The sequence below is a fragment of the Limnomicrobium aquaticum genome (assembly GCF_040545545.1).
Lineage (GTDB): Bacteria > Pseudomonadota > Alphaproteobacteria > Rhizobiales > Rhizobiaceae > Ensifer_A > Ensifer_A aquaticum.
Map to the genome: position 1 here is coordinate 22,978 of NZ_JBEPMB010000011.1, position 24,265 is coordinate 47,242.

Annotated in this window: 26 protein-coding genes and 1 pseudogene; 20 read left to right on the forward strand and 7 right to left on the reverse strand. The window is 61.0% G+C overall.

The features are described from left to right. Positions 1-5: 5 nt before the first annotated feature. The 5 genes from virB11 (at position 6) to ABID16_RS21740 (ending at position 5,022) form a co-directional block, all read left to right on the forward strand. Positions 6-1,007, forward strand: a complete 1,002-nt coding sequence (gene virB11 / locus ABID16_RS21720; protein ID WP_354558471.1) for a P-type DNA transfer ATPase VirB11 — start codon at positions 6-8, stop codon at positions 1,005-1,007. Between the two features lie 108 nt (positions 1,008-1,115). Continuing rightward, positions 1,116-1,388 carry a hypothetical protein gene (locus tag ABID16_RS21725; protein ID WP_354558472.1) on the forward strand — a complete coding sequence of 91 codons (273 nt, stop codon included), beginning with the start codon at positions 1,116-1,118 and terminating at the stop codon, positions 1,386-1,388. Between the two features lie 101 nt (positions 1,389-1,489). Next, positions 1,490-3,643 carry a ParB/RepB/Spo0J family partition protein gene (locus ABID16_RS21730; protein WP_354558473.1) on the forward strand — a complete coding sequence of 718 codons (2,154 nt, stop codon included), beginning with the start codon at positions 1,490-1,492 and terminating at the stop codon, positions 3,641-3,643. Between the two features lie 71 nt (positions 3,644-3,714). Beyond that, positions 3,715-4,371, forward strand: coding sequence for a hypothetical protein (locus tag ABID16_RS21735; protein ID WP_354558474.1), 657 nt, complete (start codon positions 3,715-3,717; stop codon positions 4,369-4,371). Between the two features lie 228 nt (positions 4,372-4,599). Continuing rightward, the gene (locus tag ABID16_RS21740; RefSeq protein WP_354558475.1) at positions 4,600-5,022 is read left to right on the forward strand and encodes an antirestriction protein; all 423 of its coding nucleotides are present in this window, start codon (positions 4,600-4,602) and stop codon (positions 5,020-5,022) included. Positions 5,023-5,433: 411 nt separating this feature from the next. On the opposite strand, the gene ABID16_RS21745 is transcribed toward ABID16_RS21740, so the two are convergent. Then, a complete protein-coding gene (locus ABID16_RS21745; RefSeq protein WP_354558476.1) occupies positions 5,434-5,757 on the reverse strand; it encodes a type II toxin-antitoxin system RelE/ParE family toxin in 324 nt (107 codons plus the stop codon). Continuing rightward, complete coding sequence (locus tag ABID16_RS21750; RefSeq protein WP_354558519.1) at positions 5,757-6,038, reverse strand: type II toxin-antitoxin system Phd/YefM family antitoxin; 282 nt, start codon at positions 6,036-6,038, stop codon at positions 5,757-5,759. The genes ABID16_RS21745 and ABID16_RS21750 overlap by 1 nt, the downstream gene beginning before the upstream one ends. A gap of 249 nt (positions 6,039-6,287) precedes the next feature. On the opposite strand from ABID16_RS21750, the gene ABID16_RS21755 reads away from it, so the two are divergent. Next, the gene (locus ABID16_RS21755; protein WP_354558477.1) at positions 6,288-7,478 is read left to right on the forward strand and encodes a DUF932 domain-containing protein; all 1,191 of its coding nucleotides are present in this window, start codon (positions 6,288-6,290) and stop codon (positions 7,476-7,478) included. 87 nt (positions 7,479-7,565) lie between these two features. Then, a complete protein-coding gene (locus ABID16_RS21760; RefSeq protein ID WP_354558478.1) occupies positions 7,566-8,564 on the forward strand; it encodes a hypothetical protein in 999 nt (332 codons plus the stop codon). 40 nt (positions 8,565-8,604) lie between these two features. On the opposite strand, the gene ABID16_RS21765 is transcribed toward ABID16_RS21760, so the two are convergent. After that, positions 8,605-9,795, reverse strand: a complete 1,191-nt coding sequence (locus ABID16_RS21765; RefSeq protein WP_354558479.1) for a DUF1173 domain-containing protein — start codon at positions 9,793-9,795, stop codon at positions 8,605-8,607. Between the two features lie 302 nt (positions 9,796-10,097). Here ABID16_RS21765 and ABID16_RS21770 point away from each other — a divergent pair, with 302 nt between their 5' ends. The 6 genes from ABID16_RS21770 (at position 10,098) to ABID16_RS21795 (ending at position 18,157) form a co-directional block, all read left to right on the forward strand. After that, positions 10,098-10,346, forward strand: coding sequence for a DUF6117 family protein (locus ABID16_RS21770; RefSeq protein WP_354558480.1), 249 nt, complete (start codon positions 10,098-10,100; stop codon positions 10,344-10,346). A 234-nt stretch (positions 10,347-10,580) separates the two neighbouring features. Further along, entirely contained in the window at positions 10,581-10,802 is a 222-nt protein-coding gene (locus ABID16_RS21775; RefSeq protein ID WP_354558481.1) for a hypothetical protein, read from the forward strand. A 104-nt stretch (positions 10,803-10,906) separates the two neighbouring features. Further along, entirely contained in the window at positions 10,907-11,239 is a 333-nt protein-coding gene (locus tag ABID16_RS21780) for a hypothetical protein (protein WP_354558482.1), read from the forward strand. Between the two features lie 121 nt (positions 11,240-11,360). Continuing rightward, positions 11,361-15,797, forward strand: a complete 4,437-nt coding sequence (locus ABID16_RS21785) for a strawberry notch-like NTP hydrolase domain-containing protein (protein WP_354558483.1) — start codon at positions 11,361-11,363, stop codon at positions 15,795-15,797. Between the two features lie 5 nt (positions 15,798-15,802). After that, the gene (locus ABID16_RS21790) at positions 15,803-16,840 is read left to right on the forward strand and encodes a DUF7146 domain-containing protein (protein ID WP_354558484.1); all 1,038 of its coding nucleotides are present in this window, start codon (positions 15,803-15,805) and stop codon (positions 16,838-16,840) included. A gap of 375 nt (positions 16,841-17,215) precedes the next feature. Beyond that, a complete protein-coding gene (locus ABID16_RS21795) occupies positions 17,216-18,157 on the forward strand; it encodes a DUF2493 domain-containing protein (RefSeq protein WP_354558485.1) in 942 nt (313 codons plus the stop codon). 49 nt (positions 18,158-18,206) lie between these two features. Here ABID16_RS21795 and ABID16_RS21800 read toward each other — a convergent pair whose 3' ends face one another. From ABID16_RS21800 to parS, 3 genes are all read right to left on the reverse strand, one after another. Then, entirely contained in the window at positions 18,207-18,485 is a 279-nt protein-coding gene (locus ABID16_RS21800; protein ID WP_354558520.1) for an HU family DNA-binding protein, read from the reverse strand. Between the two features lie 111 nt (positions 18,486-18,596). After that, positions 18,597-19,106: an RES family NAD+ phosphorylase gene (locus tag ABID16_RS21805; protein WP_354558486.1), complete on the reverse strand. Its 510-nt coding sequence runs from the start codon at positions 19,104-19,106 to the stop codon at positions 18,597-18,599. Then, positions 19,103-19,588, reverse strand: a complete 486-nt coding sequence (gene parS / locus ABID16_RS21810) for a type II RES/Xre toxin-antitoxin system antitoxin (protein WP_354558487.1) — start codon at positions 19,586-19,588, stop codon at positions 19,103-19,105. Before parS ends, ABID16_RS21805 begins: the two co-directional genes overlap by 4 nt. Positions 19,589-20,178: 590 nt before the next feature. Between parS and ABID16_RS21815 the strand changes: the two genes are divergently transcribed. From ABID16_RS21815 to ABID16_RS21840, 6 genes and pseudogenes are all read left to right on the forward strand, one after another. Continuing rightward, positions 20,179-20,439 (forward strand): type II toxin-antitoxin system Phd/YefM family antitoxin, encoded by a 261-nt coding sequence (locus ABID16_RS21815; protein WP_354558488.1) that lies wholly within the window; start codon positions 20,179-20,181, stop codon positions 20,437-20,439. Next, positions 20,429-20,823 (forward strand): annotated as a pseudogene (locus ABID16_RS21820) (hypothetical protein). Before ABID16_RS21815 ends, ABID16_RS21820 begins: the two are co-directional and overlap by 11 nt. A gap of 97 nt (positions 20,824-20,920) precedes the next feature. Further along, positions 20,921-21,187, forward strand: coding sequence for a type II toxin-antitoxin system Phd/YefM family antitoxin (locus ABID16_RS21825; protein ID WP_354558489.1), 267 nt, complete (start codon positions 20,921-20,923; stop codon positions 21,185-21,187). Further along, positions 21,184-21,582 carry a type II toxin-antitoxin system VapC family toxin gene (locus ABID16_RS21830; protein WP_354558490.1) on the forward strand — a complete coding sequence of 133 codons (399 nt, stop codon included), beginning with the start codon at positions 21,184-21,186 and terminating at the stop codon, positions 21,580-21,582. Before ABID16_RS21825 ends, ABID16_RS21830 begins: the two co-directional genes overlap by 4 nt. A 612-nt stretch (positions 21,583-22,194) precedes the next feature. After that, on the forward strand, positions 22,195-22,518 hold the full coding sequence (locus ABID16_RS21835) for a DUF736 domain-containing protein (RefSeq protein ID WP_354558491.1): 324 nt from the start codon (positions 22,195-22,197) through the stop codon (positions 22,516-22,518). A 347-nt stretch (positions 22,519-22,865) separates the two neighbouring features. Then, complete coding sequence (locus tag ABID16_RS21840) at positions 22,866-23,033, forward strand: hypothetical protein (RefSeq protein ID WP_354558523.1); 168 nt, start codon at positions 22,866-22,868, stop codon at positions 23,031-23,033. A 94-nt stretch (positions 23,034-23,127) separates the two neighbouring features. Here the strand turns inward: ABID16_RS21840 and ABID16_RS21845 are convergent, their stop codons facing one another. Continuing rightward, positions 23,128-23,397: a WGR domain-containing protein gene (locus ABID16_RS21845; RefSeq protein ID WP_354558492.1), complete on the reverse strand. Its 270-nt coding sequence runs from the start codon at positions 23,395-23,397 to the stop codon at positions 23,128-23,130. Positions 23,398-23,899: 502 nt separating this feature from the next. Between ABID16_RS21845 and ABID16_RS21850 the strand changes: the two genes are divergently transcribed. Next, a complete protein-coding gene (locus ABID16_RS21850; RefSeq protein ID WP_354558493.1) occupies positions 23,900-24,223 on the forward strand; it encodes a hypothetical protein in 324 nt (107 codons plus the stop codon). The last annotated feature ends 42 nt before the right edge of the window (positions 24,224-24,265 follow it).

A 24,265-nucleotide genomic window follows, 5' to 3' on the forward strand; every position in this document is an offset into this window, starting at 1 on the left:
AGGCAATGTCTGAGGGGCAGGACTCGGCTGTTGTTAGCGAGCTGCTGAAGCCGTTTTCGAGATATCTCCAGGATCCGTCTCTCTACGAAGTGATTGTGAATCGGCCCGGGCAGGTGTTGACAGAAGGTCCCGGCGGTTGGCGGACCCATGAAACGCCGGAATTGACCTTCGAAAAGCTCATGCGCCTCGCCCGGGCCGTCGCAAGTTTTTCGCATCAGTCGATTGACGAGACCCGTCCAATTCTGTCGGCAACGCTCCCAGGCGACGAACGAATCCAGATCGTCATCCCACCGGCGACAATCAAAGACACTGTCAGCATTACAATCCGAAAGCCCTCGTCGGTCGACTTCAGCCTTGATGACTTAGAGGAAAATGGATTTTTCGAGAACACGCGCGCGGCTAATGGTGCCTCATCCTCGCAGGATGAGGCGTTGAGCGAAATCTATCGTGCTGGCCGTTTTAAGGACTTCCTGCGGCATGCCGTCATCGCCCGCAAGAACATCATCATCTCGGGCGCCACAGGTTCGGCCAAAACCACGCTTTCGAAAGCACTGATAAAACACATTCCCACAACCGAGAGGATCATCTCAATCGAAGACACTCCTGAGCTGGTGATCCCGCAGCCAAATCATGTGCGCTTATTCTACTCAAAGGGCGGGCAGGGTCTTTCCCGTGCGGGACCACGCGAGCTCCTGGAGTCATGCCTTCGTATGCGGCCGGACCGTATCTTGCTTCAGGAGCTTCGCGACGGCACTGCGTTCTACTACATCCGCAATGTCAATTCCGGCCATCCCGGCTCAATAACGACTGTCCATGCGAATTCAGCAGAACTTGCTTTTGAGCAGTTGGCGCTCCTGGTAAAGGAGTCCGACGGTGGAGCCGGCATTGATCGCGCCGACATCTTCACTTTGCTGAAAACGGGGATTGATATTGTGGCGCAGTGCGTGCGCGAAAATGGAACATTCCGGTTGGCAGAAGTTCTGTTTACAAGGGCTTCAAACACTTGAGATCAATATCGAGCACTACGAGGCGCGGATGACGGCCGAGATTGCTGCTGCGATGAAACGGGCGGGCTCGGCACACGATGGCCGCGTGCGAAAACTGAGCGACGGGTCATGCCATCCGGCGAACATCCGGGTTTCCACATCAATTCGATGACGGAACACCGCACTTGGCCCTTCGTCGAAGTCTGCCTGGTCGGCGGTGCCCTCTATCTCGATGTGAGGCACCACTTCGTGGAGCTGTTCCGTGAAGACGGTTTCGTAACGGGGAGCGCGCCTGTAACGGAGATCTGCGGGCCTTTAGGCATCATGCGAAAACGGATGGCGATCTGGCTGAACAAACCGCACGGCGATGGCGGCGAAGCCGGTGCCCGCTCGGACCGGTGAGGGTGGCGGGACCGCCAGGGAGGGAGAGGGGGGAAGGGAGGTTCGTGGCGGGTTGAGGTTGTCGGAGAGAGGCTCCGGCCAGCCCGCTACGGAGAAACGATATGGCACAGGCCATTCAGAAAATCACGCTCAACGCCGGGCGCGATGTCCCCTTCAACAAGCTCGTTCTCAGCCAGCAGAACGTGCGCAAGACCAAGGCGGGCGTCTCGATCGAGGAGCTTGCCGAGGATATCGCTCATCGCGGGCTGTTGACCAGTCTCAACGTTCGCGCTGAAGTCGATGCGGACGGCAACGAGACTGGCATCTATCGTATTCCGGCTGGCGGTCGCCGGTACCACGCGCTCGAATTGCTGGTCAATCAGAAGAAGCTGTCGAAGACGGCGGCCATTCCCTGCATCGTCAGCAAGGGCGACACCCTCGAAGTAGAGGATTCGCTTGCCGAAAACGTCACGCGTGTCGATCTTCACCCGCTCGACGAATTTCGCGCCATAATGACACTGCGCGAACAGGGGCTGGACGAGGAAGAAATTGCCGCCCGCTTCCATATGTCGGTTGCAACGGTCAAGCAGCGCCTGCGGCTGGCCTCGGTCTCGCCGCGCCTCCTCGAACTCTATGCGAACGATGAGATGAAGCTCGGCCAGGTCATGGCATTCTCGATCACCAATGACCACGTCCGCCAGGAGCAGGTCTGGGACACGGTCTCGCGGTCACACAACCAGGATGCCTATTATATCCGCCGGATGCTGACCGAAACCGCGGTCCGCGCCTCCGATCGACGCGCCGTCTATGTGGGGATCGACGTCTATGAGGCTGCCGGCGGTGTCGTGATGCGCGACCTGTTCGAACAGGACAACGGCGGATGGTTGCAGGATCCGGCGCTGCTCGAGCAGCTCGTGCTCGAAAAGCTGACCTCCGACGCGGAAGTGCTGAAGGCCGAAGAGGGCTGGAAGTGGGTTGAGGCCGCATTCGACTTTCCTTATGGCCACACCTCCGGTCTTCGCCGGTTCTATGGCGAACGCGCCGAATACACAGAGGAGGAGCTTGCGCGTCACGACGCCCTGAAGGCGGAATACGACAGGCTCGACGCCGAATACGCGGCGGCGGCGGACTATTCCGAGGAAACCGAAGCCCGACTCGAGGAACTCGGCAATGAGCTGGATGCCCTCAATGACCGGCCCTTTGTCTTCGACAGGCAAGAAGTCGCCCGCGGCGGCGCCTTCGTCTCGCTCGGCGCTAACGGCGAATTGAAGATCGAGCGCGGCTTCGTCCAACCGGAAGACGAACCCGTTGTCGAGTTGAACAGCGGTGATGCCGATGATGGCGGCAGCGATGGGGACGACGGTGGCGACCCCATTGCCGCCTCGGCGAACGGCGGCATTTCGGTCAACGGCAAGCCGGTCGGCGTTGAGGAACCGGAGGACGACGACGGCAAGGTTCGTCCGCTTTCCGATCGCGTCATCGAGGATCTGACGGCCGCCCGCACCCTCGCACTGCGCAATGCGCTGGCGAACGATCCTGTGATGGCCTTCATCGCCGCCCTGCATGTCGCGGTCCTGAAGATCTTCTACCGTTACGGGGCGGACTCGTGCCTGGAGATCACGCTGCAGCACACCGCGTTCAGCCAGACGCAGGGGCTTGGTGATACGGTCTGGGCAAAGGAGATCGAACAGCGGCAGGAATCCTGGGGCTATGATCTTCCCGGCAACGCCGACGAGGTCTGGAACTATCTGATCGCGCTCGACCAGGATAGCCGCATGGCATTGTTTGCCCATTGCGTCTCGTTGTCGGTGAACACAACCGTGCAGGCGTGGAACCGACGGACGAAGGAAGCCGCTCATGCCAAACAGCTTGCCCGTTCGCTCGAGTTCGGCATGGTCGCGGCAGGCTGGACGCCGACGGTCGACAACTATCTCGGCCGCGTGACCAAGGCGCATATCCTGCAGGCAGTCCGCGAGGCGAAGGGCGAACAGTCGGCGCAGCTGATCGATCATCTCAAGAAGCCCGACATGGCGCGCGAAGCCGCCCGGCTGCTGGAAGGCAGCGGATGGCTCCCTGAAGTGTTACGGCTTCCGATTGATGAGATCACGGCGGAAGGCGATACCGATCCTGCGGTTAACGACGAGGTTGTCGAAGACGATACGGCTGAAAGCACCGACATCGATCTGCCGGCCTTCCTGACGGAAGGAGAGGAAGCCGCAGAAGCGGCCGCCAACCCGATCGATGACGACGGCAAACATCTCCAAGCCGCTGAGTAACGACTTCAAAACGCACACTCACGAAAGCCCGGCGATTGCGCCGGGCTTCTCTGTATTCAGGGAGCACCGTCATGCCTGCCTATACAATCGAAACGACCTACACCCTGCCGATATTCCGGCATGGCACCTATACCGCCGACACGCCCGAAGCCGCCTGCAAGGCGGCCGTCGACGACGACAACTGGGAGCTCCTGAAGAAAGACTACGATTCCTCAGGCGATATCCATGTGACCGGCATCTGGGAGGGTGAGAACACCGCTTATGCCGGATCGCCGATCACAATACCTTCGCAGTTTGATGAAGCAGTTCAGCGCCGCGCTCACCACTTCGAGATCCTGCTCGGTCTGCTGAAGATGTTGTTCCACGATGTCCAGGCGGCACGAGCTCCGTCAGTCGATTGGTTGGCCAGATCGGCCTGGGCGATTGCTCGGGGCGAGGCGATTCTTGGCTATGCACCCGATCCCACCGAACCGGCCGACGCGCCAAAGCCGAGCCATGTCCTTGCACGTTTGCAGGAAGAACGTGTCCGTAGCGCGATCCTCGCCGTGCTTGAGGTCGATCGCGACTTCGAGGGGATTTCACCAGAATCGGTGAGCGACGAAGAGATCCGATCGGCTTGTGAGTCCATCGTGACAACGATGGACCTCTCGGATGCTGTGAGCAATGCCGAGTTTCACGCGGCAATGGCAGCAATCCGAGCAGCGCATCGGCGCCTCCATCCAGATTGATTTCGGTTGAAGCGCCCTGATTTTTCAACGCGGTCCTCCGTAAATCCAAAACCTCGCGTTCCATTCAAGCCAGCCCGACGTCTGTGTCTTTTCTTCCTGGCGCATGTCGGCGAAAGCCGCGGCGGCGGCCAGCCTGACGGGGAAGAGTGGGGCCGTGGAGAGGGGCGAGGCCGGGCCGTAGAGAGGGGCGTCCGGCTAGAATCCTGTTGCCTCTCTGGAGAAAGATCGATGTCGATATCCGAAGTCACACACCAAACTGCTTCCATCGTCTCTGACGACCGCCGCCTCGATTTCCTGCCCACCCTGTTCGGGCGCTCGCTCCTGATGATCGGCGAGAACGCGGTGTACAGCCTCATGGAGCGGCTCAGCCCCCTCGATTATGGCGGCGGCTTCTGGGATTTCTACGAACATGAGGGAAAGCCGCTGTTTCTGGCGCCGAAATCAAAATCGCGTTTCCGGATCACCGGCGAAATCACCGGATTTCAGGGGGAGGTTTCCGCCGAGGCTGCCGGGATTATCGCCACGCTTTTCGCCTTCTCGCATCTCTCCTTCCAGTATCAATCCGAGCATCTCTCGGATGGCTATGGCCGCCTCTATGGCTTCTCGGCCGACCATCCCGAGGCCGCGGAGATTTTTCAGGCGATTGATTGAGGCACCAACGCGCGCCCATCTCGATTGGCTCGTCTGGATGGCGTATCGTCTGGACGAGCCGTCTCGCAATCCCAAAGGGTCGAAGCAATCACGACGTTAGAAAGCCACAAATTCGTGACCTTCTCGACAGGTCACGTGAGCGCCGAAACCGCCCGGATGCTTGACAGTAGACCCTGCACGGAATGGCCTTGCGTCTGAAGGAGGTATGCCCACTACGGCTGGTTCTTCTACGCCCATGACGAAAATGCTGGCGAAGCGGCTCAGCGTATTCCCGACGATCTCTTTGCCGTCATGACATGGGCTCGCCGGGAAAGGGTTCAGCCATATCCTGCTCGACCGCGACGCAGAGCAGGTCGACGATCTGGCCTGGTTTGACTGGTGACGACGCCGACACATCGGCGAGCGTGTTACTCAGCGCAACAGTCGCCCTTCGAGGAGGGATTGCATGTCTCGCCGACCGTCCGCAACGCAATAGATGATCACAACCTCTCCCATGACGCGATAGATCATTCGCCACGGCTTGTGGTGCAGTTCGCGATATTCGGTGATGCCCAGTCCGACAAGTTCCTTTGGCACATTTCCTCGGCCGGGGAATTCCTCAAGTCCCAGGCAGGCATGTTCGATTTCGCCTAGAATCCGCTCGGCGGTTTGGACGCCATCCCGACCGGCGAGGAAGCGGTAGAGATCTTCAAGATCCCGTTCCGCGTCCTCTGCAAAGAGGACCTGATACGGCATCACGTTTCAGAGTTCGACAGACGTGCGCGAAGGCGTGCGAAGGTTTCTTTCGCAGGGCGGACTTTTCCGCCCTCGACCTGCTTGTTGGTCAGCGCCAGCACCTTTAAAAGCGCCAGCGTTTCCTGCGTCTCCTCATATTGCGTGACGTCCTGAAGCACGGCTTTTGCTTCGCCATGCAATGTGATCACGACAGGCCTCCGATCATCGCCAAGCCGGCGAATGACCTCCGGTGCATGAGCCTTAAGGTAACTGATGGGCTTGACCTGTTCCGAGAATTTCATCGATCCGAACTCCTTTTGACCAGAATATAGACCGTTAATGGTCTGACTGGAAGCAATCATTGCGTAGCTGCAAAAGGGAGAGGAGGGCGGTTTCGCGGGGCGGTTGCTGCTGGAAGGCCAGAGAGAGGGCTTCCGGAACCGCCTGCATCGCTGTGCCACTCTGCCAGCGACGTTATCCACTCTTCCCCTCACCAGCCCGGTAACCGCGAAAGCGGTCAGCCGGGCTTTTTCCTTTCAGGAGACTTCACCATGAACACCATGATTTCCAACCCGCGACCGGTATCGTCCGGATTCAAGGTCGATATCTCCCGCGGCGAACGCATTGGCCGCGTTTCGTCGGAATGGTTTTCGCGTCCCGACGACGAGCGTTATCTGTCGCTTTCCGATCTGCATCGCGCCGTCAGCGCCAGAACGGAGCGGGCTCGCGTCCGTACGGTCGAGACCGCCGAAATCCGCGTCGAGGCGACCCGCGACAATGCCGAACGTTTGTCCCTGATCGTTCCCGGCGGGCGCGAGCCGTTGGCGCCGACACACTGGAGCTACGGCCAGCTCTGCAGCCTGGTCGGCGCGCCTGCGAGCTACATGCGCCAGCTGCCGGCGCCGTTGGCGGCGATCAATCTCCAGCACGGACTCCTCAACCATAATGCCGAAATGGTCAAAACGCTCGAGATGGACGACGGCCGCCTTGAACTGCGGGCGGTGACCGGTCCCGAATATGGCCGCATTTGGGATAAGGATTTGATCGCGGCGATCATGAACATTGCTGGCAACGGCACTGGCGACACGATCTGGAAAGTTCCCGGTCTGCTCGACTGGTCTACGATGACCCACAATCCCTTCGTCGACATCACGAAGGACACCACGACGCTGTACGCCAGCGATCGCGACGTGTTCGTCTTTCTTTGCGATGACACACACCCGATCGAAGCCGGACGACTGCCGAATGGCGAACCTGATTTGTATTTCCGCGGCTTCTACGCCTGGAACTCAGAGGTTGGTTCAAAAACGCTAGGAATTGCAAGCTTTTACTTGCGGGCAGTGTGCGCCAACAGGAATCTTTGGGGCACCGAAAATTTCGAGGAAATCACCATCCGTCACTCGAAATTCGCGGCCCAGCGCTTCGCCCACGAAGCAGCCCCGGCGTTGGCGAACTTCGCCAATTCCTCGCCTGCGCCGTTCATAGCCGGCATTCGCGCCGCTCGTGAACGCATCGTCGCCCGCACCGAAGACGATCGCTCGGAGTTCCTGCGCAAGCGCGGCTTCTCGAAGGCCGAGACCGGCAAGATCATCGAGACCGTTCTTTCCGAAGAGGGGAGGCCACCGGAGTCGATTTTTGATTTTGTGCAGGGCATCACCGCGCTGGCGCGGGGAAAGTTGCAGCAGGACACCCGGCTCGAACTTGAAGGCAAGGCAAAGAGACTGCTCGAAAGCGCCGCCTGACCGCGCCAATCCCCGGCAGACCCTCATCCATCTCTTTCATCGCCCGGCCATCGTGCCGGGTTTCCCCGTTCAGGGAAAGGAAACATCATGACCGCGCTCGAAACCAGAATCTATTGCCATCCGCCCATTCCTCTGGCAGACATCAGCCCGCTCGAAATGCTGATCCTCACCAATGTGCTCGAGTGCAGCGAAACCGAAGAGGGCCTCGTCCTGTTCACGGATTTCGGGCCGACCAACCCGGTACGCGTGGCGCGCAGCGAACTGGTCGCTGCGTTTCGTGCCTCGGCGCAGAACGCCGAGGATCCGATCAACATCTTCATCGCCGATCGTGTCCTCTCGCTTCTGTCGGCAGGCGGCAACACGGTCGAGGACGATGCAATGATCGACATCGACCTCAGCGAGTTCCCGTGGCAGTTCGCGGTGAAGGGCATCGTCGCTCGATCAACGGATATGGACGAGGTCACGGTGGTCCAATGGATGAATCGCCCCTCGCAACGTCTGGAAAGCTTCGGCGCCAGCGTTTCTCTGATCACCGCCAAGGCCATCCATCATGCCACAAGCGAGGATCTTCTCGCCAGATTCAGGCTTCAGGACAAGGCCCTTCCACCTGCGGCATCGTCGGCTGCCTCGCCAGAGGACGACAGCACTTTGGCCGGTGGCGCTGCAAGCGACTTGTTCACGGTGAAAGAGATCGAGACGGCTCTCTGCATCTGGGAGGCGATGCTGTATTTCCGCGGGCTGCATCAGGATGAACGGCCGGTCCCGGACAATATCGTCCGCATGTCCGAAGTGTGGGATGCGGTCGGATGGCAGGCGATGCGTTCCCATGTTCGCGAGATCGTGCCCTTCGCACTCGACGTCCATGACAACGTTTCCGAGGGCCTTGAGGAAGAAGGCTTCACCTTCGATTTTGATTTCGCGCCGGCGCTCATTGAGACCCTGCTCTGGTCCGAGGATGGCGCCTACCGCGAAGGTGAACCGAAAGAGTTCCTTAAAGACGTGATGGTGGCCGTCAGGCGCCGTCGACAGGACGTCGTCGCGCGAACCGCATCGGGCTTCAACCCGGCTTCATGCCAGGTCGACTGATGAGAAGAGGCGCTCGCCTGCCGACTCGCGCGTTTGCGGATCAAGGCAGCCGCGGCATCTCGCCTTCCGCGACCCGCCAGACCCATGGTGTGATCTCGGGTCTCGCCTCGATCATCTCCGCAAGCGCCTGCTCGTATTCCTCTCCGGCGCTGACCGGCACGATGAACATGGCGACGGGAGCCGGTTTCTGCTCCGGCAGTGTCACCGACACGATCGGTGCATCCCGTGGCAGATTGAAACGCAACCCCTTGACGCTCTTTCGCTTGAAGTGGCTGAGCTTTTCCAGAAGGCGCAGCTCGTGAATGTCCTCGAACGGCAGCCAGTGCTCGTTGACCACCATCAGTGCGACCTCTTCGACCGCCGTAATGCCGGCGGCGGAGATGCCGAAGGTGGCGATGACGATCAGATGAAATGTCTCGTTCGAGCGCCACAGTTCGAGTTCTGTCTCATAGCGCGCGGCGAGCCGTCGCCATGCGCTCTCCTCGATCATCAGCGGAAAGGGCATGTGCCGCACGACGATCCTCTGTCCCTCCCGCGCGGCGGAAAATTCCTTCACTTCTGCCACGATCATCATCAGCTTGCGTGGACCAGCACCCGTCGCCTGCATGCCCTTGAGCGCCGCAGCGCGCCGGGCGGCGATCCCATCCTTGTCCTCGGGATGAAACACTTCCGGCACGAAGAGCATTTCGCCCAAGGTGGCGCCTCTTGCCGTCATCTGCGCCGCGGCATTCAGAAGGCTCGCTCGCACCCGGCCCCAGCCGCGCCTGCCGGCCCAGGTCGAACGCCATTCCGTCAGTTCGCCCGCCTCCCAGAGGTAATGCAGCATCGCCCGCAGCGACAATTTCCTGGGCTCGCTGCGGATGCCATGTTCGGACGTCTCAGCCGTCGCGCTGGGTGCAGCCCGAGGCCCGCGTTTCGTCAGCGAAAAATCCAGTTTCAGGTCGGCCTTGCCGTTGGCATCGATCTGGATCGCATTGCCGATCAATGGGCCAAGGCCGGAAAGCTCGTAAGGAGGCTCATAGGAGGGGCAGGCGGGATCGTGATCGCGTCCCGATAGTGGCATCCGTTTGATGAGATACTGGTCTTCGACCTTGGCGATGTACGTCGGCACGGACGGTTCCTTGCACATGCACATCGGGCGTAGTCGCTGCTCGTAGGCCTGCGGGAGGAATGCCCGCAAATCAGGCGAGGACTCCTCGATCACCCGACCATCGATTGTAAATTTTCGCACCTCTGTTCTCCCCGTTCCGTGGTCGAAGTTACACGGCCGCCGTACGTTTTACTATATAAAACATATATAGTAAAACGCCGCGATGCCGATAAAGCCTGCGCGGCTGAGAGGGGGAGTTCGGCCAACAGAAAGACGGCGGCTTTGGGCTGGAGCAGAGGCTTTCGCCGCCGCTCGATATTGGCCGAGCTCCGTGCAGTTCGGCGCAGTCTCCCCATGCCTTCCGGCTGTGAGATCGATGGCCACCAGAATTCAGAACCCTTCGCCCGGCGCAAGCCGGGCTTTTCCCGTTTCAGGAGGATAGAATGACAATACCCAACCATGCAAAGGCCAATTTCCATACACTGTTGCGCGCGGCCGCAGACGGCAACCTCGCCCTGATGGACTGCCTGGATTCCCGAACGAGCGAACCTCGCTACGTCCTGTGTGCTATCGGGCACGACGGGACGGACCGGGTTTTCACACCGTTTGGCCATCTGGCAGACGGGAATCCCTACGACGCTTACTTTCCTCCCGATCCTGACAATCCTCAAGGCTTTCTGACTGCCGACTAGGTTCGATCCGACAGCCACTCGCCACCGCCAACGACAGAGGAGAGAGCAATACAGACCAGGCGTAAACCCCGGCCCGGCGAAAAGCCGCGGTATCTCGCTCACTCTCTCTATTCGGCAGAGCTCGGGGCGCATGATCCCGGCCGTTTTCGTTCGACGCCGAGCGGCGCGCCGGATGTCGCGGCACTCGTTCACCCCGGCATGAAGGTCCATACGTCCTATGGCAGGGGCGGAATCGTGACAGAAGTCGATGGTCCGCATCTCCATGTCACTGCAGATGGCAGGGAGCATTCGCATTTCACGATCGTCTATGTGCAGTTCGAGCGGTTCGGCCGACACGGCAAGCTCGATCGCAACTGGATCAACGAATGCGTCACTGTTAACGGCCGTATCCTGAAGCTCCTCGAAGCCAACCTCGACGAGGTCTTTATCGAAAGTGCGGTCTCCGGCCCGCGCTGACGCTCTGGGGAGAACGCCCCACCAATCTTTCTTCCAGCCTTTTCCAACCAGGCCCGGTGCTCCGAATGGAGTGCTGGGCCTTTCCACGTTTTCAGGAGACTATCATGACCAGGCCTGCACTCGACTGCCTCCGCCCGGCTTCTGCGCCAGTCGCACCGGTCGCGCCGGTGTTCCTCAATTTCCGTTCGCAGATCGTTCGGCCCGTCTGCTTCGCCATCGTCTATTGGGACAGCCCGGGCGATACGCTTTACGCTTTCGAGGACCGCGACGCCTTCGAGCGCCAGCGGACCACGGCCGAGCGTCATTTCGTCCATGTTCATGAGCTGTCGGTTGAGGAGGCCGCCGATTGGATCGCCGGCGGCGGCAAAGCTGTCCTGCACGAGGTATCGGTCGCCGGCGTTGCGGCATTCGGCAATCTCAAGCTCGCGCCCGGCTGAAGGCCGGGCGCCCGCGGCCTTGATCGCTCGAGAGGGAGAGAGGGGCCGGAAAAGGGCGGTCTGCCGGGCTTGGAGAGCGTCCGGGCGGGCCTGTCCTTTCCCGCTCTCGACAGGGTTTCCCATGAACATCGTTCCTTCCCGCGCCATAAACGCCAACAACGCCTCGCTCGCTCCCCCCGATAGCACCAGCCGAGCAGGCAAACTCTTCCGCTCCGGCCACGCGCTTCTGCCGTCTCTCAAACGTGGCCAGCCCATCGGCGCAGCCGATCTCCGCACCACGCTGATGAACATTTTCGGCGGCTCGGACGCCGAAGGCTTCTGGTCATGGAAAGACGCCTACGAGGCGACCGAAGTGGCGCAGGTTCTGTTTCTGCGCAAGTTCGGCGCAGCGATCGCCGCCCGCGCAAACGCGCCGAAGGCGACGCTGGCGATGCTGACCAAGGTAGCGGGCTTGATCCCTACCCACACGCGGCGCTCCGAGGAAAGCCAGCAGCTCCAGCAATTTTCGACGCCGATGCCACTTGCGTATGTCGCGGCCCGCGCCGCCGGCATCATGGCGGACGATACCGTGCTCGAACCCTCCGCCGGGACCGGCCTGATGGCGATCTTCGCCGAACTCGCGCATGCGCGCCTTTCTCTCAACGAATATGCGCCGGTCCGCCACGGCCTTCTGGAGCAGCTTTTCTCCGCATCGACCGTGTCGCAACACGACGCGGCCCACATTGATGACTATCTCGATCGTTCCATCCGCCCGACCGTCGTTTTGATGAATCCGCCGTTTTCCGCCGGTGTTCATGTCGAAGGCCGTATGGCGGACGCCGCATGGCGTCATCTCGCCTCCGCCTTCGCACGGCTTGCCCCTGGTGGCCGGCTGGTTGCGATCACCGGCTCGAGTCTCTCTCCCGACAATCCCAAATGGCGCGACGCCTTCGTCCGCCTGCAGGAACGTAGCACGGTTCTGTTCAGCGCCGCGATCGATGGTTCTGCCTACGCCCGGCATGGCACGACAATGGAAACGCGGCTAACCGTGATCGACAAGATTCCCTCCGTCGTCCCAGTGACGCTGGTCGCATCGCACGGTGTCGCTCCCGATCTGGAAACATTGCTGTCGTGGATCACCGGCCTGCCGCCTCGCTTGCCTTCGACTGCGTCGAACTCCATTGGCGCGCTTTCCAACGGCATCCTGCGGGCCTGCGCGGCGAAGATGGCCGCCCGCAAGGCCGCCGACACCTTTCGTCCTGCGGCGGTGACAGCTCCGACAGGACGACCATCACCTGCCGTCCGTGCGTCGCGTCCCGTCTCTCAGCCCACCATTCGTGTTGACGACGAAATCGTCGAACTGTCTTATGAGCTGCGCAACGAAGCACCGAGCGCCCGCGCCGATGCCGTCGACGGCATCTATGAGCCTTATCGGCTGAAGGCGATCCACATTCCGGGCGCAAGACCGCATCCGGACAAGCTGGTCGAATCCGTCGCCATGGCCTCCGTCGCGCCGCCCAAGCCAACCTATCGGCCGCATCTGCCGAAGCGCGTTGTCACCAGCGGCGACCTCTCCGACGCCCAGCTCGAAAGCGTAATCTATGCCGGCGAGTCGCATTCCGGCTATCTCGCCGGCCATTGGTCGGTCGACGCCACGTTCGACAATCTGAAAGCCGTCAAGCCGGACGAAGAGGGCGCCCGCCGCTTTCGCCGCGGCTGGTTTCTGGGTGATGGCACCGGTGCGGGAAAAGGACGCCAGGCTGCTGGTATCATTCTCGACAACTGGCTCAAGGGCCGTCGCCGCCATCTTTGGATCTCCAAATCCGAGACCCTGATCGAGGATGCCCAGCGCGACTGGGGTGCGCTCGGCCGGGAAAGGCTGCTCGTTACGCCGCTCTCACGCTTCCGACAGGGAAAACCGATCAAGCTTGATGAGGGTATCCTCTTCGTCACTTTCGCCACCCTACGCAGTGACGAGCGTGAGGGCAAACGCTCGCGCGTCCAGCAGATCGTCGATTGGCTTGGTGACAATTTCGATGGCGTCATTGTCTTTGACGAGGGACACTCCATGGCCAACGCCGCCGGGGGCAAGTCGGAGCGTGGCGAAAAGGCCGCCTCGCAACAGGGCCGCGCCGGTCTTCGCCTGCAGCGCGCTCTTCCCGAGGCCCGTGTCGTCTACGTCTCCGCCACCGGCGCTTCCGAGGTGGAGTCGCTGTCCTATGCCGAACGACTTGGCTTATGGGGCAGCACGGATTTCCCCTTCTCGACGCGATCGGAGTTCATCGCGGCGATCGAGGACGGCGGTGTTGCGACGATGGAAGTGCTGGCCCGCGACCTGAAGGCGATGGGCCTCTACGCCTCGCGGTCGCTGTCCTTCGAGGGTGTGGAATACGACATCCTCGAACACGAACTGACCGAAGAACAGGTTCGCATCTACGATTCCTACGCCGAGGCTTTCCAGGTCATTCACAACAATCTGAACGCCGCCCTCGAAGCCTCCGGTATCAGCAGCAGCAAGGGAACGCTCAACAAAAATGCCAAAGCCGCCGCCCGTTCCGCCTTCGAAAGCTCGAAGCAGCGCTTCTTCAATCATCTACTGACCTCGATGAAAACGCCGGCGCTGATCGAAGCGACGACTAAGGACGTAGAGGAGGGCCACGCGGCGATCGTCCAGATCATCTCCACCGGCCAATCGCTCACCGAACGCCGGCTCGCGGAAATACCGACCGAGGAATGGGGTGATATTCAGGTCGATGTCACGCCGCGCGAGATCGTCGCCGAATACCTCAATCATTCCTTCCCGACGCAGCTCTTCGAGGAATATTCGGACACTGAGGGCAATCTTCTGTCCCGGCCGGTTTACGACCCCGACGGCAACCCTGTTCTGTGCCGGGAAGCTGTCGCCCGCCGGGATGCGCTACTCGAACGCCTCGGCAGTCTGCCGGCGATCCCAACTGCGCTCGACCAGATCGTCCAGCACTTCGGCGGTGCCCGGGTGGCTGAGATCACCGGCCGCACCCGCCGCATCGTCCGCCGCGATGACGGCGGCACGATCGACCGCTTCGCCGTCGAAAGCCGGCCAGGCAGTGCCAATCTCGACGAGACCCGTGCCTTCATGGACGACGAGAAGCCGATTCTGATCTTCTCCGAAGCCGGCGGCACAGGACGGTCTTACCACGCCGATCTCGGCGCGAAGAACCAGCGCCTGCGTCTTCACAACCTCCTCGAAGCCGGCTGGCGGGCTGACGTGGCGATCCAGGGCCTCGGGCGCAGCCATCGCACCAATCAGGCGCAGCCTCCACGCTTCCGCATGATTGCCACCAACGTCAAGGCCGAGAGACGCTTCCTGTCGACCATCGCCCGACGTCTCGACACGCTCGGCGCCATCACCCGCGGGCAGCGGCAGACAGGCGGGCAGGGGATGTTCCGCTCGGAGGATAATCTTGAATCCCAATATGCCCGCGATGCGCTGCGCCAGTTCTACAAACTCGTCCACGGTGGCGGCGTGGCAGGATGCTCGCTCGAAAAATTCGAGACGATCACCGGCCTGGCACTGACCGCGGAGGAAGGCGGCTTGAAGGACATACTACCGCCGATCCATACTTTCCTCAACAGGATGTTGGCGCTCACGGTTCGTATGCAGAACCTGCTGTTCGATGCCTTCGAGCAATTGCTGGCGGCGCGCATCGAGGGCGCGATTGCAGCGGGCGTCTACGACAAGGGGCTTGAGACCCTGACGGCGGACCGCATGACGGTGAAGGATCGCAAGCTGGTCTACACCCACCCGGTCACCGGCGCGCAGTCACATCTACTGAAAATCGAGCGCATGGATCGCAACCAGCCGATGCAGCTCGCCGACGCATTGGATCTTACCGCGAGCGATACCCGCGCCATGCTTATGGTCAACGGCAAGTCCGGCCGTGCCGCGGTGCAGGTTCCGACCCGTTCGATAATGCTCGACGACGGCTCGGTCCAGCCGCGCGTGGCGCTCATCCGGCCGATGGACGAAATCCGCTTCGAGCTGCGCCAACTCGAAGAATCAAACTGGGAGCAAGCGGACGAGCAGAACTTCTCCGCCGCCTGGAACGCCGAAGTCGCCGGTCTTCCGGAGTTTTCCCTCTCGACCATCCATGTGGTTTCCGGCCTCCTCTTACCGATCTGGAAACTGTTGCCGCAGGATTATTGCCGCGTCTATCGGCTTGAGACCGATGAAGGTGAGCGGATCGTCGGCCGTGTGATCTCTTCGGAAGGGCTCTCCCGGCTTTGCCGGAATTTCGGGCTCGATCAGACAGAAGTCGTGAGCGCCGCTCAGGTGTGGCAATCGCTGCTCGGCGGTTCCGCGGTCGTGGCACTCGCGGGCAATATGACGCTGCGGCGCGTTCGAGTGATGAACGACTATCGCATCGAGCTCTCCGGCTTCACCGAAGGGATGCGCGACAAGCTGAGGTCCGTCGGTCTGTTCTCCGAGATGATCGCCTGGAAGGTTCGGTTCTTCATCCCGGCCTCGGATGATGGACAGGCGGTTCTGGCGAGCCTCCTTGAGCACCATCGCGTCATCGATGTCGACGGGCGAGGTTGAACGCTATGCTGTCCGCCTCACAACTGGCGGATCGTCTGGCGCGCGACGCCGAGGCGGTCTGCCGTCACTACCTTTCCGCCGGACGTCGGGCCGGCAATTACTGGATCGTCGGCGACGTCGCCAACAGCAAGGGGAAGTCGCTTTACGTTCATCTCTCCGGCCCTCGCAAGGGCAGGTGGACGGACGCCGCGACGGCTCAATATGGCGACCTTCTCGATCTCGTGCGGGAATCCTGCGGACTGGTCGACTTCCGCGATGTTGCAGACGAGGCCCGGCGTTTCCTGAACGAACCACGGGGCAGCCTGGTCTCTTCCGACAGGGATGATAGGCTCGACCGCCAGCCGGTTGAAAGACCGGCTGCGGAACGTGCAAGACGCCTGTTCCAAATGACGCAGCCGCTCGCTGGCACTCTGGCCGACAGCTATCTGCGTCAGCGCGGCATCCTGCGTGCATCTCTGCATTCCTCGCTCCGCTTCCACCCGTCCTGCTACTATCGCGATCTCGTCAGCTGCAGGACGAGCAGTTATCCCGCGCTGATCGCAGCGGTGACCGACCAAGCGGGCACGGTCACGGGCGTGCATCGCACCTGGCTCGATCCGGACGGCGACGGCAAAGCTCGGGTCGAGGATCCCCGCCGTGCGCTGGGCGGGCTGCTCGGCAACGCCGTGCGGTTCCGCTTTCCCGTCGATGGCCCTGTGCCGGTCATGGCGGCAGGCGAGGGGCTCGAGAGCATGTTGTCGCTCTCGCATGTGATGCCCGATATGCCTGTGGTCTCGGCGCTGACGGCCAATCATCTTGCCGCCTTCCGACCGCCAAACGGATGCCGGCACCTCTACGTTGCCGCCGACGCAGATGCCGCCGGCCGCCATGGCATCGAGGGATTGAGCCGCCGGGTGCGGACGCTTGGCATCATGCCGCTTGTGCTGACCCCCGAGCTCGGGGATTTCAACGAGGATCTGCGCCGGCTTGGACCTGACCGACTCATCGCAAATCTTCGGGCGCAGCTTGTGCCGGAACACGCGTCGGACTTCCTTCTCGACTGATGCGGTTGCGGGGAAGCTGATCGTCCGCTAGGCCGCCGGCGGGACCGGTTCCGCCGGTCTCCCTCCAGGTAAAGCGCGCCTGCGGGCCTGCCGAGAGGCGACCCTTACCAGGCGGCTGTCAGGCCTTCAGCGGGTCGGTCAGGTTTCTTCCCCGCGCCGGCTTTTGACCCCGCATCGGCCGTTCCGAAAACCGGTTCCCAGTTTTCGGGCCGATGCTGTAGCCGGCGCTCCTCGCGCTACCCAAGAAACCCTCCCTCAACCGCCCGGCGCTTCGCTGGGCCGCTTCACTGCGCTCGCGGTTCCGGCCCGCCTGCCGCCTGGACAGGGATCGCCGTCAGGCCGCGAAAGGCGCGGCCCAAACCAACGGAGACCATCATGAACCTGACCTTGTCCCCCGATGAAGCCTTCGAGCCGCACCACGCGTCTTCCCCGACCGACCGCTTCATCTACGAGATGCAAGTCTTTGGCTACCGCCCCTTCCAGGACGAGCCGGACCCGCGCCCACTACCCGAGGAGCCGGTCGTCCAGTCGGCGCTGACCGCGATGTTCTCCGCGATGTTCGAGATGCTCGGTGACACGCGGTTGGAGCCCGATCTCGAAGACCTCCTCTGGTCGACGGTCAATCTCTTTCATCGCGCCGGCGAACGCATCCAGCGCGAGCTTCAGCGCAACGAGGACGCCCAGCGCACCGGCCAGCGCGAGCAGGACGGCTCGGAAGTGAAAAGTGTCGAGCTTGAGCGCCATGTCGTCGAGGGCATCACACTTCTCGAGCGGCGCAACGTCTTCGAATTCATGCGCGACTACGCGGCCGATCTCTTTGAGGCGCAGACCGGCTCGGCATGGCGGCCGCGCACCGGCTCGAAGGTCAACCACGCCAACATGACCGCGGCGATGATCGATAGCAGAGATTTCCTCTCTGCCCGCCGGCATGCCGAAAACACGGTCCTGATCCCGGCCGGCACGAAGATCGCCTTCGGCGGCGGCATGGACTACAACGATCACGACCGGATCTGGGCCGCGCTCGACAAGGCCCATGCCAAGCACTCGGACATGATCCTGCTGCACGGTGGCTCGCCAAAGGGCGCCGAGCGTATCGCCGCCTGCTGGGCCGAGGCCCGGAAGGTCACCCAGATCGCCTTCAAACCCGACTGGAACAAGCACGCCAAGGCGGCCCCGTTCCGGCGCAACGACGAGATGTTGGCGGTCATGCCATCAGGCGTCATCGTCTTCCCCGGTTCCGGCATCACCGACAACCTTCGCGACAAGGCCCGTCGGTTCGGCATCAATGTCTGGGAACTGAAAGGAGATGGCGCGTAAGCGCCATCGTCTTCGCGAAACACCATTTCGCGATTGTCTCTGCCCGAGACTACTTGTTCAGCGCATCCTTGAGCGCCTTCGCCGGAGTGAAGGCCACCTTTTTCTGTGCGGCGACCTTGATCGTCGCCCCCGTTGCGGGATTGCGCGCGTCGCGTTCTGGGGTGTCTTTTATCTTGAACTTTCCAAAGCCGGGGATAGACGTTTCCGCACCGGACGTTGCGGCGGCCGTGATGGCGGAAAATACTGCTTCAACGACAGCCTTGCTTTGAAGCTTGGTCAGGCTGTGTTCGGCGGCGATCTTGTCTGCGATTTCGTTGGTCGTGGTCATATGGATCCCTTTCTCGTCGGAACCTAAGCCTTTCCATCGGGACAACGCGCTGTCACGCGGTTCATGCCTCACTCGCAGCTGCCTTAGCCACCTTTCCACAAGTTCTGGCGATTAGACGGCCGCCGGTGGGTGCAGACGCGTATCAAGAGCGAATGACTCCTGGAGCTTCAGCGAATAGCTGCCGGCCGCTTGGCTCGCGATAAAAATCAGGTTCCAGCTATGAGTGGAGACCGCGCTTGGGATTGCGACAAAACGATGCTGTCGCAGCAGGTCGTCGCCGAATGCCTGCTGGCCGGCGCTTGGGATACCGGGCCGCAGCCAGTTCGGATTGGGAACGGTCACGGGATCAACGACATGCACCGCGGAGGTGTCGGCTATGACAGCCGCAGTCAGGATGTGTGGGATTGTGTCGAGTGTGCGAAAACCCTTGTGGACCGCGACCTCAAGGATCGCCGTCGACGGGTCGATCGAGCAGTAGATCGCCCGCACGCCCTTGCTGTTCCAGCGGCCGCCGACACGATAAGCGCCTTCACCGCTATCCCATGTCGGGGCATAAGCGGCTTGGTCGAGGCGCCATGCGATCAGCTCGGAACCGCCAAGCGCGATTGGCAAAGGCGTCATGCATAGACGCCGTATTCGAGCCGTTCCAGATAGTCCTCTACCAACTCGACGCCGGCAGGCGTCCCGAGCAGGTCGATCGGGCGGCGCTGGTCGAGCCCTATGGCCGGACGTTCCAGCCATTGCTCAGCTTCTGCCTGCGTTCCCAATACATCCGTTGCCTTCGACAGGATTTCGGCGAACTTCCATGCCCGACCGCTCTGCTCCTGGCTCAGCGGCTTGGACGGCGCATCCTTTCGGCGTTGCCATGTCCTGAGGCTCATACCGACAGCCTTTTCGAGGGATTCGGTCTTACCTATAAAGACCAAGCTTCCGACGAGGTGATCGATTGCGGAGGCCGGCAATCCGATAAGCAGCAATTCATGTGCGTCGAGGGCTGTTGTCAGCCGGCGCGACAGCACGCGAGCGCCACCGAGAAGGGCCTCGATCTTTTGCAGTTCCCCACTGCGTGTCATTGAAGAAGGTGCTTCTGCTGCTACGGCCATCACTGTCTCCCGCGTCATCTGTCGCTCTTAATATGACATCTGTCGCCGGCTGTTTCAAGCACTAAGGCGAAACCGGTGATTTCTCTGATGAACGGGTTAGTCAAAGTGCCTTCGCAATTATCGCTCATACCGGCAGATTTCCGAACCGCATTTCGACAGACGCCAGAGCACCATCGATGTCATTGGTGTTCTTTTCCAGCGCACCAAAGGCGGGGGCATAGAAATTTGCGGCCTCTCTCTCCCGCCATGTTCAACAAACAAAGAAGTCGATCGAGCATCTCTCGTGAGCCAAGGTCAAGGTGCTCCCGCGCGAGAGCGATGTCGACACAGAAAAACCGGAACAAAATAGATGCCCCGCCGCCGGACGGTGTGGTCTCGAAATGGGTCCAGGTCTCAGGAAGGTTTTCTTCAAGCGGCAAATGAAAGTATGTGCGATGAAGGTTGTGAAGCCGCCCGTCTCGCTCGAAGGCCCGTCGGTTCGGCATCAATGTCTGGAACTCAAAGGAGATGGCGCGTGAACGTCGTTTTCTTGCAAATCTGGGAAATCTGGGAAATCTGGATAATATGGAGATCAATAAAGGAGCACGGCCATGCGGCAATTCACGACAGGCGATCTCAACAAGCAGGTTGGCGACGTTACCGACGCCGCTTCACGCGAACCAGTTGTTCTTACCAAGCACAGGAAGCCACGCTTCGTGCTGATGAGCTATGAGTATTATGAGCGGATGCGCACCGGCGGCGATCCCCGTACCGGCCATCGCGTTTCGGATATGCCGGAGGAACATAAAGAACTCTTCGCGGCGGAGATCGACCGGCTGGCGCGCGGCGAGGGGTATGACAATGAGCCGTGAGTTCCTACCAGGGCAGGTGATAGTCTACCCCTATCTCTGGTCGTGGCAACATGAGCGCGGTGAAAGTGAAGGCCGGAAGAGCCGTCCGACCTGTGTCGTCGTCGCGGTCCGTGGCGCGAACGACGGCCTCACCCATCTTGCCCTGCTGGCGATCACGACCCAGCCGCCACAAGCCGATCGGATCGCCTTGGAAGTTCCCGATATTGAAAGTCGGCGCGCAGGCCTCAGTGACCACAAGCGCTGCTGGATCGTGGTCGACGAATATAATTACGATGTCGCGGAAAAGCACTCGGCCGCTTCAGCAAAGCCTTCATGATGAGGATAGCCGCAGCCTTCGGGGAGGCGTCGCGCAAAGCAAGTCGTCGCGTCAATCGGACTGAGTGAGGCCGCGCTGGTCAAGCGCCATCTCTCTTTCCATTCAGGCAACGCTTGCATTTTTGGGAAATTGTGTACACATTTTCCACTCAAACGGAGCCTCGCCATGCCTCAGTCCCGGCCGCAGACACCATCTCCCCGCCGCGTCGGCGTGCGGGAGTTTCGCGGCAACCTGACGTCTTTCCTCAAACAGGTCGAGGATGGCCAGCGTTTTGTCCTCACCTCCCATCATAAGGTCGTTGCGGAAATTGGACCGCCATCACAGGACATTGTCGTTCGCAAGCCCGGCGCGCTACGCGGGAAGATCAAACTTGCCGAAGACTTCGACAGCTTGCCGGCAGACGTCCTGACCTCGATGGAAGACGAGGCGTGAGGCTACTCCTCGATACGCATGCCTTGTTGTGGTGGTTGAACGACGACGTGAAACTCGGGAACCATGCGCGTGGTCTTATCGGCGATGCTGAGAACGACGTCCTCGTCAGTGCTGTCTCGCTTTGGGAAATCACCGTGAAGCTGCGGATTGGCAAACTCGATGCCGATATAGAAGAGATTCTTGCGATCTCGCCGGATCAGGGATTCGATCGGTTGGATATCACGGATGCGCATCTTGTCGCTCTTGCTGCTCTTCCGCTTCATCACCGTGATCCCTTTGACCATCTCCTCATGGCGCAGGCCGTGGCGGAGGGTGCGCATTTCGTTTCGCAGGATCGGAATGTCGGGCTCTACGGCATTCCGTTCTTGACGTGCTCGGATCCTACCGCCTTGTGATATTGGATGGGCTTGGTTCCGCCGAGGTGGCCGGCTCCGATCGCTCGGAAGGCGCGCTGGCCCATAGTGGTGTGCTTGGCGGACACCAACCGCTCAGGCTGCCATGCGCTGGCAGGTCAGTTGGCGAAGTCTGTATCCGATGCCCCCGCTAGAACAGCTTCGTCCGATATTGCCGACCGTTCGGCAGACGGTAATTTGGACGCTACTAGACCTTGCAGGTTGGTGCACGTGTGATGTTGGCAGGGGCGTGCTCATCCGCATGCAGCAGTTTGGAGAAGGCATGGCGTCGATGCGGATGGCGGCGAAGCGCTCAAGAGGTGCGTTGCCAATATCCCGCAGCGCCGGACCGGCTAGCCATGAAGGTTTCGCGCCCTTCAGTTGCCCCGAACCATTCCCGTGTTATGTCGCTCGTATAGACGACCGCCTGCTTTTGCGGCCAACCCCTAAAGGGGTAAGACTCGGTCAAAATTTTTGCGAAATTCGATTTCAGTTGTTTGTTTCTGGCGGAAAATAGAATTTCGCAAAATTTTCGCCCGAGCTGACCGCAGCAGGTCGGCCGTCTCTTCGTGCGTCATCGGGAAATGGTCCCGAGCAACCGAAGGAGACAATACCATGGCCACCACGATCGCAACCCTGACGCAGAAGACCGACGGCATCCTCGAAGGCATCTTCGCCACCATCCGGGTCAACGCCCCGATCGCCATCATCCCGAACGCCAACAAGGCGAGCGAGGAAGCCCCCGACTACCGCGTCATCCACCGCAAAACCGGCTTCGAGATCGGCGCGGGCTGGAACCGCATCGCCCGCCAGACCGGAGAGGAATACCTCTCGGTGAAGCTGGAGGCGCCGGAGATCGGCGTCATCTTCGGCAACCTCGCCCAGGCGCCCGGCGGCGACCCGAGCAAGAAGGTGATCCTCTGGAACAATCCGAACTGAGTGGCTAGCATCGGCCCCGAGCGATCGGGGCCGATGCTAGCAGATGAGGCCAGACCCGCCGGAACGATTGGAGGAATGATAGCGGGCATCGAGCCCGCAATCATTCCTTTTTGGTGCCACACGAGACCAAACCCTGTCTGCTCAGAACGCCAAGTATGCCGTGAGGATCGCACCGCCTCAAGGACATCGCGGCCCCTCCAATTTTCAGCCGACGCCCTGAAGGGCGCCGGCAGAAAATCGGCTCCTCCGCTCGCCGCCTCCGGCGGTCGCGTGCCGCGATCCTTGACCCGGCGCGATCCTCACGACGTCCGCGCGTCATCTTTCACACTATCAAGGAGATGACGACGATGACCTACGACCTCGAAATCCACATTGAAGAACTGCGCGCCGAAGCTCGCCACTGCCACCCGGTCGAGCGCGCTCAGATCGAAGCGGAACTGGAACAGGCGCGCGCCGAACTGGCGGCGGCGATTGCAACTCAGGACGCCGAGTGCGGCGGCGAGGCTCCCTACTAAGGGGGCTTTAGCCATGCCATCCTGGTCCACCGCGCCGGATCGACCGACGCGTTGGACCGAAGCTTCGCTTCTCCGGCTACATCTTTCCGCTCGATCAATCCACGTCCTTGGCATTCTCCTCCGCCCGCGTTCGGTATCCGCGCGCGCGCCGTGCCCGGAGCAGATCGAGGAACATCGCTACTGCGTCTTCCTCGCAGACGAAATGATGCTCCTTCGCCTGTCCGTAGGAGCCGATACGTCCCCAACGCCGCGTCAGGCAAGGTGTGCCGAAAAGCGTCGGTTCGATCGACAACACATAGAAGCGTGCCATGTTCTTCGTCGTGTCCGTGCGTTCGAAATACAGTCGATAGGGTTGAGCCAGCATGGGGAGAAGATTCGTCCGTTCGCCCCGCGACGTCCAACGACAGTTTTGTATCGAAACGCCTGCTCCGATTCATTTTCGTGATCTCTGCTTCGCGATGTCGTGCCCCTTGGAGGGGGCAGTGTTTCGGGCGAGCCGGCCGCTGGCCGACCATGCTCTACTCGCGCCGTCCCGTCGCTCCCCGAGCCGACGTTGTCGGCTCGGCCTTCGGTGACGATCATTCTCGCAGGCAAACCACGTCGACCGGCCGCCACGCCTCAACCGTCGCCCATTGCGCTTTGCACCGACTGGCCCGGACATGGCCCTTCAAGGATCATTGGCTTAGCGCCATTGTCGTAGTCGCCGGTATTTTCCGGTACCGCTACATCAACCTCTTGCTTGCCCTCAGCCCCGGCTCGGATCTAGAATCCCCTGCAACAGGAATTCTGCTATCGATGGAGCCCGCAATGGCGACAAAGCCGCCGGCAGCCGAAATCGAGTCCGAGCCGACAGAGCCCCGAAGCGCTTGGCGAGTGTTTCCTTTCGTCACGCGACTTCCCTTCTGATCGTCTGCGGCCTGACGAAGGCGACGCTTTACGCCGCGTGGTGTCTTACCTTCTACATCCTCAGCATGTTTCGCCCGTTCACTGGGATGGCGATTCTGGCGGCGATCGTCATGGTGCCGCTCTCGATTGGGGCCTTCGTCAAGCCCGAGGCAGCGTCCGGTATACCGTTCTGGACCTTCATTCTGGTGACCTTCGGTTTCGCCAGCTTCTCCATCGGATATACGATCTTCCTCGACTGGATCACCCCACCCGGCCTGGAAGACACGTCCGCGCGGTATCGTTGAGGTAAGCACGGCTGATAAATCACGTGGTGCGCTCCGCTCGCT